The organism is Pseudomonas sp. GCEP-101 (assembly GCF_025133575.1).
Taxonomy (GTDB): Bacteria; Pseudomonadota; Gammaproteobacteria; order Pseudomonadales; family Pseudomonadaceae; genus Pseudomonas; species Pseudomonas nitroreducens_B.
This window is the reverse complement of record NZ_CP104011.1, coordinates 4,251,316-4,265,926: the sequence shown is the minus strand read 5'-3', so window position 1 is coordinate 4,265,926 and position 14,611 is coordinate 4,251,316. Positions and strand designations below refer to the sequence as shown.

The 14,611-nt window shown below is 65.1% G+C and carries 12 protein-coding genes; 5 read left to right on the top strand and 7 right to left on the bottom strand.

Annotation, left to right across the window (positions count from 1 at the left end):
* Window positions 1-5: 5 nt before the first annotated feature.
* Both N0B71_RS19550 and N0B71_RS19545 read right to left on the bottom strand, forming a co-directional pair.
* Window positions 6-1,733: an autotransporter assembly complex protein TamA gene (locus tag N0B71_RS19550; RefSeq protein ID WP_442964619.1), complete on the bottom strand. Its 1,728-nt coding sequence runs from the start codon at window positions 1,731-1,733 to the stop codon at window positions 6-8.
* A gap of 80 nt (window positions 1,734-1,813) precedes the next feature.
* Entirely contained in the window at window positions 1,814-2,461 is a 648-nt protein-coding gene (locus tag N0B71_RS19545; RefSeq protein WP_259754362.1) for a GNAT family N-acetyltransferase, read from the bottom strand.
* 127 nt (window positions 2,462-2,588) lie between these two features.
* Here N0B71_RS19545 and xthA point away from each other — a divergent pair, with 127 nt between their 5' ends.
* Complete coding sequence (gene xthA, locus N0B71_RS19540) at window positions 2,589-3,401, top strand: exodeoxyribonuclease III (RefSeq protein WP_259754361.1); 813 nt, start codon at window positions 2,589-2,591, stop codon at window positions 3,399-3,401.
* Between the two features lie 67 nt (window positions 3,402-3,468).
* Here xthA and N0B71_RS19535 read toward each other — a convergent pair whose 3' ends face one another.
* The 4 genes from N0B71_RS19535 to N0B71_RS19520 form a co-directional block, all read right to left on the bottom strand.
* Window positions 3,469-4,530 (bottom strand): DUF4200 domain-containing protein, encoded by a 1,062-nt coding sequence (locus N0B71_RS19535; protein WP_259754360.1) that lies wholly within the window; start codon window positions 4,528-4,530, stop codon window positions 3,469-3,471.
* Window positions 4,531-4,839: 309 nt separating this feature from the next.
* On the bottom strand, window positions 4,840-5,463 hold the full coding sequence (locus N0B71_RS19530; RefSeq protein ID WP_259754359.1) for a response regulator: 624 nt from the start codon (window positions 5,461-5,463) through the stop codon (window positions 4,840-4,842).
* A gap of 226 nt (window positions 5,464-5,689) precedes the next feature.
* Window positions 5,690-8,470: a hypothetical protein gene (locus N0B71_RS19525; protein WP_259754358.1), complete on the bottom strand. Its 2,781-nt coding sequence runs from the start codon at window positions 8,468-8,470 to the stop codon at window positions 5,690-5,692.
* 171 nt (window positions 8,471-8,641) lie between these two features.
* Entirely contained in the window at window positions 8,642-8,836 is a 195-nt protein-coding gene (locus tag N0B71_RS19520) for a hypothetical protein (protein WP_259754357.1), read from the bottom strand.
* 188 nt (window positions 8,837-9,024) lie between these two features.
* Here N0B71_RS19520 and N0B71_RS19515 point away from each other — a divergent pair, with 188 nt between their 5' ends.
* The 3 genes from N0B71_RS19515 to N0B71_RS19505 all read left to right on the top strand — a co-directional run bounded on the left by N0B71_RS19515 (window position 9,025) and on the right by N0B71_RS19505 (window position 11,829).
* On the top strand, window positions 9,025-10,407 hold the full coding sequence (locus tag N0B71_RS19515; RefSeq protein ID WP_259754356.1) for a phosphate ABC transporter substrate-binding/OmpA family protein: 1,383 nt from the start codon (window positions 9,025-9,027) through the stop codon (window positions 10,405-10,407).
* A 212-nt stretch (window positions 10,408-10,619) separates the two neighbouring features.
* Window positions 10,620-11,663 (top strand): TerC family protein, encoded by a 1,044-nt coding sequence (locus N0B71_RS19510; RefSeq protein WP_259754355.1) that lies wholly within the window; start codon window positions 10,620-10,622, stop codon window positions 11,661-11,663.
* A complete protein-coding gene (locus tag N0B71_RS19505) occupies window positions 11,629-11,829 on the top strand; it encodes a hypothetical protein (protein ID WP_017518018.1) in 201 nt (66 codons plus the stop codon). Before N0B71_RS19510 ends, N0B71_RS19505 begins: the two co-directional genes overlap by 35 nt.
* A 244-nt stretch (window positions 11,830-12,073) precedes the next feature.
* Here the strand turns inward: N0B71_RS19505 and N0B71_RS19500 are convergent, their stop codons facing one another.
* Window positions 12,074-13,303, bottom strand: coding sequence for an acyl-CoA dehydrogenase (locus N0B71_RS19500; RefSeq protein WP_259754354.1), 1,230 nt, complete (start codon window positions 13,301-13,303; stop codon window positions 12,074-12,076).
* Between the two features lie 167 nt (window positions 13,304-13,470).
* Here N0B71_RS19500 and N0B71_RS19495 point away from each other — a divergent pair, with 167 nt between their 5' ends.
* Window positions 13,471-14,403, top strand: a complete 933-nt coding sequence (locus tag N0B71_RS19495; RefSeq protein ID WP_259754352.1) for a LysR family transcriptional regulator — start codon at window positions 13,471-13,473, stop codon at window positions 14,401-14,403.
* Window positions 14,404-14,611: the final 208 nt, after the last annotated feature.

Here is a 14,611-nt window from a genome sequence, read left to right as displayed (position 1 = left end):
GCGGCTCACAGCTCAGGCCCCATGGAGAAGTGCAGGCGGATGCCGCCGTCCTCGTCGAGGCCGTCGGCCAGGTCCAGGCGCAGTGGCCCGACCGGGGAAATCCAGCGGATGCCGAAACCGACGCCGGTCTTGATCGAGGGGAAGTCCAGGGAGTTGAACGAGTTGCCCTGGTCGACGAAAGCCGCGAGGCGCCAGCGCTCGGCGATGGGGTACTGGTACTCGACGCTGCCGGCGACCATGTAGCGGCCACCGATGCGATCGCCGTCGGAGTTCTTCGGCGACAGCGTCTGGTAGTCGTAGCCGCGCACGCTCTGGTCACCACCGGCGAAGAAGCGCAGCGACGGCGGGATCGCACTGTAATCGTTGGTGGCGATGCCGCCGACCTGGATGCGCCCGAGCAGGCGCTGCCCGCCGCCGAAGCTGGTGACGCCCTTGGCCATGGCGCTGATGTGGGCGACGTCGGCATCGGCCAGCAGCCCTTCCTTGGCACCCTTCACGTCGAACTGCAGGCGGTAGCCCTTGCCAGGGTCGACCTTGTTGTCGGCTTCGAGGATCGAGTAGCCGATCCCCGGCATCAGGAAGCTGCTCAGGCCCGAATCGTCGCCCAGCTTGTATTCCTCGCGCTGCCAGTTCAGCGAGACGACCCGCTGCCAGCCGCTGTCCAGCTTGTGGTGCCATTCGCCGCCAAGCGTCAGCAGCTTGCTCTCGGTGTCCACCAGGTCTTCGTACTGGTAGCCGCTGGTGAAACGCAGCTTGTCGGTGAGGGGTGGGTCCAGCGGAATCTCGTACCAGGCGCCGACGTTCTGCCGTGGCGCGGCCACTTCCGCTTCGAAGCCCAGGCTGTGGCCCTGCGGGTTGACCCAATGGCGGGTCCAGGTGGCGCGAGCACGCGGCCCGACGTCCGTCGAGAAGCCCAGGCCGAGGCCCATGGTGCGCGGCTTGCGCGCGTCCAGGTGGACGTACACCGGCACCACCTCGCCATCGGCATTGCCCGGCGCGGCGTCTACGCGCACGCCATCGAAGTAGCCGCTGGACTGCAGGGCCTGGTTGAGGTCGGCGATCTGCTCGGAGTCGTAATCGGCGCCTTCCTTGAACGGCACCATGCGTTGCAGGAGTTCGTCGTCGAAGGGGAAATCGCCGGCGAAATCGACCTTGCCCAGTCGGTAGCGCGGCCCGCTGGCGTACACCAGTTCGATGTCCGCCACGCCGGCCTCGGGGTCGATACGCAGTTGCTGCTGGGTGAACTGGCCGCGGAAGAAGCCAAAGCGCGACGCCTGGTTCTGGATCAGCCGCTTGGCATCCTCGTAGGCGCCATGGTTGAGTTGCGCACCGGGCTTGAGGGCATCACCGCCGGGTACGCGGAAGCTCTTGAGCTGGGCCGCCGGCCCGTCGATGCGCACCGTCACGTTGCGCAAGTGGATCGGCTCGCCGGGGCGGACGTTCAGGCGCAGGGTGGGCACCGTGTCATCGGTCACCCGGCTGCGAATGCGCGCCTGGTAGTAGCCCAAGGCCTGGGCGGCCTTCTGCGCCTGCTCCTCGGCATTGCGCCGAAACCGTTGCAGGGCCGCCTGATCACGCTCGCCAAGGCTGCCCACATAGGCCTCGATATTGGCCTTGAGCGCAGCGTTGGCGGGGGTGATACGAACGTCGAGATGGGCTTCGGCCGCCAGGGCTCCCTGCAAGCAGAAGGCCATTACCAGCAGCAGCCCAAGCAATCCTTGGACAACTCTCATGGCGCGGAATGCTAGCACGGGTTTTCCCCGCAATGCCTTCCTCTAGAGCGTAGGAGACTTCCGACGATGCGAGTCGCCGGCTAACCCGAGGACGTCTTCGCCGCCCCGTGCCCCAGGGTGGAATGAAACAGCACGTGCTCGCGGATCGGCCCCAGGGCCACCTCTCCCAGCTCCTCGTAGCCATGCCGCCGATAGAACTCCAGGTAGCGGGCGTTGCCGGTGTCCAGCACCAGCCCCTGCGAGCCGCCCTCCTCGGCGCACCACGCGTGCAGCGCGTCGAGCAATTGCTCCCCGAGATGCTTGCCCTGGAATTCCGGGTGCACGCCGATCAGCGGCAATACGTGGTACGGACCCGGCGGCAGGCAGGCCAGCACCGCAGCGTGATAGTCCAGGTAGCGACGGGTGCACCCCAGGCCGGTGGTGAGCAGCATGCGCATGCGCCAGAACCAGCTTTCGGTGACATCCAGTCGGCGTTGCGGCGGCACCACCAGCGCCACGCCCACCAGGCGGTCCTCGATCAGCAGGCCGATGGCCGGCAGCTCTTCGAGAAAGTGCTGGTTGACCAGTTCGCGCACGGTGGCCCGCACACGCTGGTCAAAACCGGCGCGGTCGGATTCGAACAGATAGGCGAACGTGGGTTCGTGGCGGTAGGCGTGGTACAGCAGCGAGCGCACTTCACGGCTGTAGTTGCCGTCCAGCAGACGGACTTCGGCGAGGGTATCGGGCATGCGGACGCCTCTTGGGTGAGTTCTTCTTATGCTTATGAGTCCAGCCACAAAACCCTAGCAGCGCCTTGCCGGGGTCGCCAGGATCGGCCGCCTGGGCTAGCATCGTGCTTTTGCCAGGGCGCTCAGGATGAAAATCGTCTCCTTCAATATCAACGGCTTGCGCGCACGTCCCCACCAGCTGCAGGCGGTCATCAAACGCCACCAGCCGGACGTGATCGGCCTGCAGGAAACCAAGGTCGCCGACGAGCAGTTCCCCCGCGAGGAAATCGAAGCCCTCGGTTATCACGTGCATTACCACGGACAGAAAGGCCACTACGGCGTCGCCCTGCTCTCCCGCCAGGAGCCGCTGGAGCTGCAACGCGGCTTCCCCAACGACGGCGAGGAATCCCAGCGGCGCTTCATCTGGGGCACCTTCAAGGACGCGCAAGGCCAGCTGATCACCATCATGAACGGCTACTTCCCCCAAGGGGAAAGCCGCGACCACCCGGTGAAATTCCCCGCCAAGCAGCGCTTCTACGCCGACCTGCAGGACCTGCTGGAAACCCGCTTCCAGCCCGACCAGCAACTGATCGTCATGGGCGACATCAACATCTCGCCGGAAGACTGTGACATCGGTATCGGCGAAGAAAACCGCAAGCGCTGGCTAAAGACCGGCAAGTGCAGCTTCCTGCCGGAAGAGCGCGAATGGCTCGCTCGCCTCAAGGGCTGGGGCCTGGTGGACAGCTTCCGTCTGCAGAACCCCAGCGTGGACGACCGCTTCAGCTGGTTCGACTACCGCAGCCGCGGCTTCGAGGACAACCCCAAGCGCGGCCTGCGCATCGACGTGATCCTCGCCTCGGAAGCCCTGCGCGGACGCATCGCCGATACCGGCGTGGACTACGATATTCGCGGCATGGAAAAGCCATCGGACCACGCGCCGATCTGGCTGCAACTGAGCTGACGAAAAAACGCCCGGCACACTGGCCGGGCGTGGGTCCCGCGGCGTCGCGTGGGCGACGCCGGGTCGATCACTCCTCTTCCGGCACGCCGACCGTCTTGCTGATCGCGCTGAAGGTGGTATTGAAGCGCACCGTCTCGTTGAAGCCCTTCACGATGGCGCCGAAGCGTTCCTTGGCATCGAGCAGTTGCTTGAAGCGCGCCGCCAGATCGGCACTGTGGCGTTGCAGGCCGGCTTCGCGCTCGTCCAGATCATGGGCACGTGCGCGCAACTGCGCGATCTGACGCTCCACGTTCTGCTGTTCCTTCTGCAACACCTCGGCACGCTTGGCGGTCGCGCGGTCGCGGCCATCCACGGTTTCGGCCAGGGCCTGCAGAGCGCTGCTGCGCTCGGCCAGGATCGTTGCGTTCTGTTCGGCGTGGCGCTCGATGCTGTGTTTCTCTTCCTGCAGACGCTGCTCCTGCTGGGCCAGGCGCTCTTCCCGCTCGGTCAGTTGCCGCTCGCGTTCCAGCGCCGCCGCCCGGCGCTCTTCCAGCGCCTCCTGCACCCGCATCATTTCCAGCTTCTGCTGGGACAGGCCATGAGCCATGCCGGCCAGCGAGTCGAGGCTGGACTGTACGTCACGCAGCACGCCATCGGTCTCCAGGGATGGCGCGCTTCCCGCCGGAGAAGCGGCATCGGCGACCAGCGAGCTATCGGCGTGGTTCTGCTGGAGTTGGTTATGGACGTTCATGGTGGAAAATTCCTCGATGAAGGATGGCGCTGCAGAAGGGTTGGCAAAGGCTGGAGCGGGTCGCGGCGTGGCAGATGACGGCTCGACGGCGACAGACTCGGTAGAAAATTTCGAGGTGTGCGGCTCGGGAGCCGCCTGCCGGTCGAACGCGAGCCCGTCGCTCGATTCGTTGACCGATGACGGTGCCTCGGCTGGATAGGCGCAGGTTGACTCGAGGGCGGCCAGGTCACGCTCGAAGGACGCGAAGGCATCGATCACCGACTGGCCTTCGAGATCACCGTCGCTGGGCATGACGGCCGAAGCGGCGTCAGCGGTCTGCTCATGCGGCTGGGTCGGATGGACCACAGTCGACTGCTCAGGCCCGTCGTGTTCTTCGGACCGTTCCGTATTCAGACTCATGGGAAGTCCTACCGTAAGAATGATCGAGCGCGCCGCACGTCATCGCGCTGGAGCGTGACGGCGCATGGCCCGGGAGGAACCCTGGAAGCAGGCGCTACCCCAGCCACGACATCGCACGGCTCAATCAAATACCTAAGGGCTGTCCGCAGTACTGGGAGAAATGAGCGAACAGATTCAGGGCAATTCTTACGATCTCGGGAAATTTTGGCTGTCAGGGAATTCCTGCACGGATGAAGGAAAACAATTAACCGTCCCCTTTTTCCGGCCACCAGACTCCAGCGACGCGCCGCATGACGCTAAAGCCTGTCTCTACAACAGGCCGATGTTCTCGCAGATGCACAGCAGTTCATCGAGGGAGGATGCCGACATCTTGCGCATCAGTCGCCCTTTGCACTGATCGATGGCCGTGCCGGGCAAGTCGAATATCTCTGCCAGGGATGAGGCCGAATGGCCGCGATTGAACCCGTGCAGCACCGCGATCTGATGGGAGGAGAATTCGCGCGCGATTCCGAGCCGCGGATCGTCCTCGGCACACAGCGGAGGATGCTCCGGCAACACCGAACCGCCTGCCAGAAGCGTCTCGATGGCGCCGCCAAGCAAGGGCAAGCGATCGCCCAGCAGGAGGAATCCGGAAATCCCCACACGCACCGCCTGATGGATGCTCAACGAGGTATTGCGGTGGGAACACACCATGACGGGCGTCGCCGGGTCCAGCTGGCCACGTTGGCGAAGCATCACGATCAGTTCCAGCCCATGGATGTCGGGCAGGTCGAGCGTCACCACCAGCAGGTCGCATTCCCCGGCCTTGAGTTGTCGCAAGGCCTGTTGCGCATGTTTGAGGTGCAGCGTTTCCTTGAATCCGCCAGCCCTCAGGTGGCGGCGTAAGGCCAGGAAATCAGGCCCGGAAGGTTCGACGAATACGATGCGGGGCATGACATGTCCTGTTGCCTGAAGCGGAGCGCCACAGCGGCTGTCGAGCGCTGAAGCGGATCCGTTGGTCATACGGCTATGCCTGTTATTGTTTGGCAGAGCGGCAGGACATCGTCTTTCGATGCCCGCCGCACCAGAGCCTGGAGCGTGGTGCCTCGCTCCCGTTCCACCTGCGCGTGAAAGCTGGTCAGTCTGGCCAGTGCGCCGGCCGCCGCACTGGCCCACCGACTTACTCGGCAACGGTCTTGGAAATGGCCGACAAGGTGCTGTTGAACTGCACCGTCTCGTTGAAGCTCTGAACGATGGCGCTGAACTTGTCCTTGGCGCTCTGCAACTGCTTGAGGCGCACCGAAAGCTCCTCGGCCTTGCGCTTGAGGTGGCTTTCGCGCTCATCCAGCTCGGCGGAACGGGCCCGCAGGCTGGCCGCCAGCTCGTCGATGCGCTGCTGCTCCGCCTGGATAGCCTCGGCCTTGCGCAGGGTCGCCCGGTCACGGGCGTCGACGGTCTGGGCCAGTTCCTTGAGCGCTTCGCTACGCTCTGCCAGCAGACGATTGTTCTCGGCGGCCATGCGATCCAGGTTGGTCTTGGCTTCCTTCAGATGGGTCTCCATCTGCGCCAGGCGCTCTTCCTTGTCGCCCGCCAGGCGCTCGCGCTCCATCAACTGGTTGTTCCACTCTTCCAGCTCGTCCTGCAGGCGCCCGGCAGCCTGCTTCTGCTGGCTCAGCCCCTGAGCCATGCCGGCGAGGGAGTTGAGGGTGCTCTGCACATCGGAAAGGACGTCGTCCGGATCGGCATCGAGTTGCGGCACGTTGAGCGTCGTGGCGACCTCCTGAAGCTCCGCCGAGGAAATCGGGGCGGCATGCAGTTCGGCGTCGGCCGTCACGTCTTGGGTATCGGTCATTGCATCATCCTTCTGTATCAAGATTCCACGAAGCACGAAGGCCTCAAGGTTGCGGTCGCCATCGACGCGCGAAAGGTTGTAGGTCTCGGCCAGTCGCCGGTCGCGGCGGGTCGGCGCGGTAAAGGACTGGACGCTGCTGATATCGGGCAGCACCAGCTTTTCTTCGAGCATTTCGGCAAAGGCGGCCTCGATGCCGGCGATGGACCGGGCCAGGTCCGACTCGGCGGGCTTCTCGACAGCCGTCTCGACCTGTTCGGCCGCAGCGGACGGCCCGCGCGTGGCTGCCTCGCCTGTCCTGGTTTGCTGCGCAGCCACGTGAAGTTCGGCGGCGGGCTCCTCGGCGACGCCGTCTTCGGCAGGCAGTGCTGCTGCGGCGCTATCCCGCTCGGGCGGTGCAGGCGGCCCGACGAAGAGCGAAGTGTCCACGGCGCCCTCGTCGGCATAGGTCGGCGCAATCGACACCTGCTCTTCGACTGCTGCGCCGATCTCGGCAACCTGCTGGGGGACCTCGGCAACCACATCCGGCAGCGAGTCCTGGTGCCCCGGTTCGGTTGGGATGACAGGTTCGCTGGACGGCGGCTCGGCAGCCGTGGCCTGCTCGGCTTGCACGCCCGCGGGGGTGGCCGAAGTGGCCGCCATGTAGCGTTCCGCGACGGTGGCCGCCGCCTCGGTGATGCTCGGCGACGCGGGCGTTTGCTGCTCGCTGGCGGCTTCGACGTGATGCGGCTGCGGCTCGGTGATCAGCGTCTCGTCCACGGCAGGCACCGCAACTTCGGCCATAGGTTCAGATACCTGCGGCTCGGCAGCGACAGGTTCCAGTTCCGGAAGCGTTGGGAGCTCCGGGTGCTGCGGTTCAAGAACCGGCCCGACGTCGACGAACTGCGGCTCGGTGTACGGCACCTCGTTCACGGCCGGAACCACAACTTCGGGTGGCAGTTCGGACACCTGAGGCTCGACAGCCGTGGCTTCCAGCTCCGGAAGTGCTGCGAGTTCATGGTCCTGGGAATCGACGACAGCCTCGACGTCGACGGGCTGCGGGTCGGCGTAAGGCGCCTCGTTCACGGCAGGGGGCGCCGCTTCGGTTGGCAGTTCGGACACCTGAGGCTCGACAGCCGTGGCTTCCAGCTCCGGAAGCGCTGCGAGTTCATGGTCTTGGGAATCGACGACAGACTCGACGTCGACCGGCTGCGGCTCGGCGGCCACGACCTCGTCCACGGCAGGCGCCGCAAGCTCAGGCGGCAGTTCGGGTACGTGGATCTCTGCGACAGTAGCGTCCGGCTCAGGGAGTACGGGGGCCTGGGGTTCGAAAGCAGGCTCGATGGACGACGCCTGCAGCACCGGAATCTCCGCTGGCGCTTCCCGTGCGGCGGATACCTCGACGGCCTCGGCCTGCTCGATCACCGACTCGATATCCTCAGGCTCACCCACGACGTCCTGAATAGTCAGTCCGACGGTGCTCGCCAGTGCAGCCGCCGGCGATGCAGGGAGGTCTGCCACGTTCACTGGTGCAGCCTGTTCAGACTCTGCCGCGGTGATCATCGGTGCGGCAGGCGCTTCGTCAGCCAGTGGCGCGCTGTCGTTCACCAGGGTTTCCATGAACTGCTGATCGACGGAGTCCGGCGCAGCAAATTCCGCCAGCCCCGCTTGCAGCAGAACGGCGGCTTCGGCCTCGGCCACAGCCTCGACGGCGGCATGATCCGTTGCGCCGGGCGTTGAGGCCGTCGGCGTGTCCACCTCGCTGGCGACGGATGCCACAGCCGACTGCTTGCGGCTCCGGGAGATATTCGCGAAATCGATCATCATCTCTCGCGACAGCTCGGCCTCCAGCGCCCCCGCGACCGGCGCCGCCGGCTGGGTATCACCCGCCAAGGCGGCAGCCAACGCGGTATCGCGGGAGAACATGCTCATCCACGACAGCCACGAATGCATAACCAGCCGGGAGCCTTTGAACTTGACCTCGCGTGGCCGCTGAACGCTCAGCGCGCCCCTGCGCCAGGTACGCCCCCAGCACGGGACGGCGGCCTTGCGAAGGGCCAGGGGGACCAGCACGAGATGACGCAAGATCTGTTGCGAGTTTTGCCGCCTGGAGGCGGATTGAAACAGAGCCATTTTCACATTCCAGCGGCGGATTCCTTGAACCGCGTAAGTTTCGCCGGGGTCCACCGCCACTGTTATCAGTCTCGTCCGATCCACCGTCGGACATTTCTCATGAACCCAAAGAACCGGCGCGCGGCGTGCGCCCCATTGGCCAGGAAAATCCGTAGACGGTGACCAGAACCGTCAACGCCGACGCAACCCCTCCGTGAGATCCAGGAGCAGGGTCAGCAGGAACATCGGCGCGATCAGCAGAAGCACGGCAGGCGCCACGGCGAAGGTCTTGTCGGGCAGCACCATCACCGAGCAGGCCATCAGCATCACGCACAGGATGATCACCAGCTTCATCAGCAACGACGCGGAGTCGATCATGTCGTTCATCACAGTCTCCGTAGGTCCGGTCCAGAGCTGTGCTGTTTAACGATTGGCGCTGGCGGGGAAAATCGGAAACATCCCACGCCACCCCGGCTTTCTCCGAAACGATTCCGCGTCGCCGGAATGCGTCATATCGATGCAATGATTCCGACTTAATCTGCCGCGCCAACGATGCCTCAAATGGAAGTTGACCCATGCAGTACAAGTCGAGCCCCAGCGACGCCCAACCCTGGCCCGTCACCATCGCCTGGCTCACCATCGTCTTCATCTGCTACGCCTTTCCGTGGTCGGCCTTCGCCGCCCTGCCCTCGTCCCAGGGCGGTGAGCCGGTGCTGCGTATCCAGGGTTCCAACACCATCGGTGCGCACCTGTTGCCGGAGCTGGTGAAGGGCCTGCTGGTCAGCGAGGGCTACAGCAACGTCAGCGCCCAGCCGGGCAAGGCGGAGAACGAACAACGCATCATTGGCCGCAGCCAGGACGGCAAGGAGGCCATCGTCGACCTGGCCGCCCACGGCTCCAGCACCGGCTTCGTCGCCCTCAAGGACAACAGCGCAGAACTGGCCGCCGCCTCGCGTCCGATCAAGGACGCCGAAGCGGCGGGCCTGTCGGCGTCGGGCAACTTGCGCAGTGCCAAGGCCGAACAGGTGATCGGCATCGACGGCCTGGCGATCATCGTCAACGCAGCCAACCCGCTGGATGAACTGAGCACCGAGACGCTGGCGCGAATCTACTCGGGCGAGGTGAAAACCTGGGAAGAAATCGGCGGACGTGGCGGTGCCATCCGGCTGTACTCCCGCGACGATAATTCGGGCACCTTCGACACCTTCAAGGAACTGGTACTGGCCAGCCACGGCAAGGCGCTGGCCAGCGGCGTGCAGCGTTTCGAGTCCAGCGACCAGTTGTCCGCCGAGGTCAGCAAGGACCCGCAAGGCATCGGCTTCGTCGGGCTGTCGTCGATCCAGAAGGCCAAGGCCCTGCGCATCGCCGACGGCGACTCCCAGGCCATGGCGCCGTCCACTACGCTGGTCGCGACCGAGGACTACCCGCTGTCGCGCCGCCTGTTCCTCTACATGAAGCCCGAGGAGCCCAACCGCTGGGCCCGCGCCCTGGTGCAGTTCGCCCAGGGCGACCAGGGCCAGGCGCTGGTCAGCGCCAGCGGCTTCGTCGGCCAGCGTGTGCAGGCGGTGAAGATGGCGCCGCGCGCGAGCATGCCGGCGAACTACCAGGCCCTGGCCCGTGAGGCCGAGCGGCTGTCGGTGAACTTCCGTTTCCGCGAAGGCAGCGCGACCCTGGACAACAAGGCCCAGCGCGACATCGACCGGCTGCTGGCGTACCTGCAGCAGAACGGCAAAATGAACAAGCAGGCGGTGCTGGTCGGTTTCGGCGATCCGAAACAGGACCCGGCCCGCGCCGAACTGCTCTCCAAGCTGCGCGCCATGGCCGTGCGCCGCGAATTGGCCAAGGAGGGCGTGATGTTCCGTGAGATCAGCGGCATGGGCGACGCACTGCCGGTGGCGGCCAACAGCGACAACGACGGCCGGGTGAAGAATCGCCGCGTCGAAGTCTGGGTGTATTGAGCCACGCACCACCCTGCCGAGAGCCAGCGTCTAGACTTTGCGTCAGACGCTGACGCCTCTTTCTCGAATTGATGTAGGAACTTGTTACGTTCCATCGCTTGCCTGCCGCGTCCGCTCTGCTATGTTCCCGCCAGTGACGCCGGGCCCCTCTGACGGTTGCCAACCGCCATGTCGGAGTCACTTTTCGACAACGACACTAAGGGAGGGGCCACATGACAGCTCTGCACGCCTTTTTGACCGAACCATTCCTCGGAACCGCCACCTGGTTCTGGCTGGCCTTCCTGGCCATCGTGATTCTTCTGCTCGTACTCGACCTGGGCGTGCTGCAACGCGATCACCACGAGATCGGTGTGCGCGAGAGCCTGATGCTGTCCGCCGGCTACTTCGCCTGCGGCCTGGCCTTCGGTGGCTGGGTCTGGTACGAGTTCGGCGCCACCAGCGCGGTGGAGTACTACACCGGTTTCCTCGTCGAACAGTCGCTGTCCATGGACAACGTGTTCGTCATGGCGATGATCTTCGGCTTCTTCGGCATCCCGCGCCGCTACCAGCACCAGGTGCTGTTCTGGGGCATCCTCGGCGCCATCGTCATGCGCGCGCTGATGATCGGCCTGGGCGCCGCGCTGGTGAAGGAGTTCGAGTGGATCATGTACGTGTTCGGCGCCTTCCTGCTGTTCAGCGGCGTGAAGATGCTGTTCAGCAGGCATGAGGCCGAGCCCGACCTGGCCAACAATCCCGTGCTCCGGTTCCTGCGCAAGCACATCCGCATGACCGACACCCTCCACGAGCACCATTTCTTCGTGAAGAAGCCGGATGCCTCGGGCAAGCTGGTGCGCTACGCCACCCCGCTGTTCCTGGCGCTGATTCTCATCGAGCTGGCCGACCTGGTGTTCGCGGTGGACAGCGTGCCGGCGATCTTCGCCATCACCCAGGACCCGTTCATCGTCTACACCTCGAACATCTTCGCCATCCTCGGCCTGCGCGCCCTGTACTTCTCGCTGGCGGCGATGATCCACCGCTTCGTCTACCTGAAGTACGCCCTGGCGCTGGTGCTGGTGTTCATTGGCACGAAGATTTTCCTCCACGGATTCATCGGCAAGGTTCCCGCCGCCCTGTCCCTTGGCGTAACCTTCGGCCTCTTGGCAGGTGGCATACTGCTATCCTTGCTCAAGACCCGCCGGACCAGCGAGGAACCGCTGGAAATCGTCAGCCAGGAGAGGACCCATGCAAGCGCTGGAGGTGAGGATCGAAGCCGTTGAGTTTCGCGGCCGGGCCTATTGGCAGGTCCGCCTCGGTCGCCGTGCGCTGCGCTTTCCTCACGAGGCCGCCGCGCGGGCCTTTGCGGCCCAACTGCACACGCGGCGGCAGTGGCTGATCGAGCAGCGGGCGAAGGCCGAGGGGCCGGAGCCCTCTCCTTCGCAATGAATGAACAAGGCCAGCGCATGCTGGCCTTGTTCGTTGGAGGGGCTGTTCGCGAGCAAGCTCGCTCCTACGAAGAGCGCCCCGGGTAATGCCCAAGCGTAGGAGCGGACGTTGTCCGCGATAGGTTTCCGGCGACTCGGAGCTGGCCTGTTGCACATCGCGGACAGAGTCCGCTCCTACGCACAGCATGATTCCCCGCCCATGAAAAAGGCCCGCATCAGCGGGCCTTTTTCCGGGTTGCCTAGGCTCAGCGGCTGCTGCGCAGGGCGTCACGCGGCACGTACTTGCCGATCTCGTACTTGCCGATGGCTGCGCGGTGCACTTCGTCCGGGCCGTCGGCCAGGCGCAGGGTGCGCTGCATGGCGTACCAGTAGGCCAGCGGGAAGTCATTGGAGACGCCGGCGCCGCCGTGCATCTGGATGGCGCGGTCGATCACCTGGAGGGCGACATTCGGCGCCACCACCTTGATCTGGGCGATCTCGCTCTGGGCGATCTTGTTGCCGGCGGTGTCCATCATGTACGCCGCGTTGAGGGTCAGCAGGCGGGCCTGGTTGATCTCGATGCGCGAGTTGGCGATGTGGTCGATGTTGCCGCCCAGGCGCGCCAGCGGCTTGCCGAAGGCGGTGCGGCTGACGGAGCGTTTGCACATCAGTTCCAGCGCGCGTTCGGCCATGCCGATGGAGCGCATGCAGTGATGGATGCGGCCCGGGCCGAGGCGGCCCTGGGCGATCTCGAAGCCGCGGCCTTCACCCAGCAGCACGTTCTCGTAGGGCACGCGGACGTTCTCGAAAAGCACTTCGGCGTGGCCATGCGGGGCGTCGTCGTAGCCGAACACCGGCAGCGGGCGGAGGATCTTCACGCCGGGGGCGTCGGTGGGCACCAGGATCATCGAGTGCTGCTGGTGGCGCGGCGCGTCCGGGTTGGTCAGGCCCATGAAGATCATGATCTTGCAGCGCGGGTCGCAGGCGCCGGAGGTCCACCACTTGCGGCCGTTGATGACCCACTCGTCGCCCTCGCGCACCGCGTTGGCTTCCATGTTGGTGGCATCGGACGAGGCCACGCCCGGCTCGGTCATGGCGAAGGCGGAGCGGATCTCGCCGCGCAGCAGCGGTTCCAGCCAGGTGCGCTTGTGCTCCTCGCTGCCGTAGCGCACCAGCACTTCCATGTTGCCGGTATCCGGCGCGGCGCAGTTGAACGGCTCGGAGCCGATCAGCGAGCGGCCCATGATTTCGGCCAGCGGCGCGTATTCCATGTTGGTCAGGCCGGCGCCCAGTTCGGACTCGGGCAGGAACAGGTTCCACAGGCCTTCGGCCTTGGCCTTGACCTTGAGGTCTTCCATGATCTGCGTGGGCTGCCAGCGGTCGCCTTGGGCCACTTGCTCCTCGAATACCTTCTCGGCGGGATAGACGTAGGCTTCCATGAACGCGGTAAGGCGCTCACGCAGATCCTGAACCTTGGCGGAATAAGCGAAATCCATGGGGGCTGACCTTCTGGCGGCGGTTGTTTGTGTGGTGATGATGCTAGAACAGCGAAAGGCATTTACCCAGCCTATTATCCGAATCAATGAACATTCATAACCCGTATGGACCTGAGCGTTCGATCGGGTATGATCGGCCGCAGAACAATTACAAGCGGAGCCCTGGAATGAACCTCAGCAAGGTCGACCTGAACCTGTTCATCGTCTTCGACGCCATCTATACCGAAGCCAACCTGACCCGCGCCGGACAGATAGTCGGCATTACCCAGCCCGCCGTCTCAAACGCCCTCGCCCGTCTGCGTGAGACCTTCAACGACCCGTTGTTCGTGCGGACCGCGCAGGGCATGGTGCCAACGCCCATGGCGCAGAACATCATCGGGCCGGTGCGCAACGCGCTGCAGCTGCTGCGCGTCTCGGTGCAGGAGAGCCGCACCTTCACGCCGACCCAGGCGAGCAAGACCTACCGCATCAGCATGACCGACCTCACCGAGGCCATCGTCCTGCCGCCGCTGTTCCAGCGCCTGCGCCGCCTGGCGCCGAACGTGCACATCGAGAGTTTCCTCTCCAAGCGCCGCGAGACCACCAAGGAGCTGGCCGCCGGCCGCCTGGACTTCGCCGTGGATGCGCCGCTGAACACCGACCCGCAGGTGCGCCACGTCAAGCTGATGGAGGACCGTTACGTCTGCGCGATGCGCCAGGGCCACCCGCTGGCCAAGGACAAGCTGACGCTGGAGGAATACCTCTCGGTGGCGCACATCCAGATATCCAGCCGTCGCAGCGGCCTGGGCTATGTGGACCTGTCGCTGGGCAAGATGGGCCTGCAGCGCAAGATCGCCCTGCGCTCGCAGCACTACCTGATGGCCTCCACCGTGGTGCAGCAGACGGACATGGTGGTCACCGTGCCCGAGCGCTTCGCCCGCCACCACGGGCTGCATTTCGTCGACCTGCCGGTGAACGACGTGCCCAAGCTGGAAACCCACCTGTACTGGCACGAAAGCACCGACCAGGACCCGGCCAACCGCTGGATGCGCGAGCAGATCATCGAGCTGTGCCAGCAGGTGACGGCGCGGGAAGCGCGCGAGGCGGCGGAGCGCGCCTGATGTTTCGGGCTATGCCCATCGATGGGTATCGCTTCGCTCCACGCCATCCTACGTTTGCCATCCCCGGATGCCTGTAGGCGCGCCATGCGCGCGATTGCGGGCATGGCGCGCTCCTACAGGGAAATGCCGGCGCGACCCGCTCTGGCAGGTGCGGAGCTTCTCCGCGATCCTGCCGCACGGCTGGCATTCCCGGCGCAGGCACTGTCCC

Excerpts from the sequence above, each read along its gene's own strand:
- N0B71_RS19550 (WP_442964619.1), bottom strand. The coding sequence starts at position 1,733 with ATGAGAGTTGTCCAAGGATTGCTTGGGCTGCTGCTGGTAATGGCCTTC.
- N0B71_RS19545 (WP_259754362.1), bottom strand. The coding sequence starts at position 2,461 with ATGCCCGATACCCTCGCCGAAGTCCGTCTGCTGGACGGCAACTACAGC.
- xthA (WP_259754361.1), top strand. The coding sequence starts at position 2,589 with ATGAAAATCGTCTCCTTCAATATCAACGGCTTGCGCGCACGTCCCCAC.
- N0B71_RS19535 (WP_259754360.1), bottom strand. The coding sequence starts at position 4,530 with ATGAGTCTGAATACGGAACGGTCCGAAGAACACGACGGGCCTGAGCAG.
- N0B71_RS19530 (WP_259754359.1), bottom strand. The coding sequence starts at position 5,463 with ATGCCCCGCATCGTATTCGTCGAACCTTCCGGGCCTGATTTCCTGGCC.
- N0B71_RS19525 (WP_259754358.1), bottom strand. The coding sequence starts at position 8,470 with ATGGCTCTGTTTCAATCCGCCTCCAGGCGGCAAAACTCGCAACAGATC.
- N0B71_RS19520 (WP_259754357.1), bottom strand. The coding sequence starts at position 8,836 with ATGAACGACATGATCGACTCCGCGTCGTTGCTGATGAAGCTGGTGATC.
- N0B71_RS19515 (WP_259754356.1), top strand. The coding sequence starts at position 9,025 with ATGCAGTACAAGTCGAGCCCCAGCGACGCCCAACCCTGGCCCGTCACC.
- N0B71_RS19510 (WP_259754355.1), top strand. The coding sequence starts at position 10,620 with ATGACAGCTCTGCACGCCTTTTTGACCGAACCATTCCTCGGAACCGCC.
- N0B71_RS19505 (WP_017518018.1), top strand. The coding sequence starts at position 11,629 with ATGCAAGCGCTGGAGGTGAGGATCGAAGCCGTTGAGTTTCGCGGCCGG.
- N0B71_RS19500 (WP_259754354.1), bottom strand. The coding sequence starts at position 13,303 with ATGGATTTCGCTTATTCCGCCAAGGTTCAGGATCTGCGTGAGCGCCTT.
- N0B71_RS19495 (WP_259754352.1), top strand. The coding sequence starts at position 13,471 with ATGAACCTCAGCAAGGTCGACCTGAACCTGTTCATCGTCTTCGACGCC.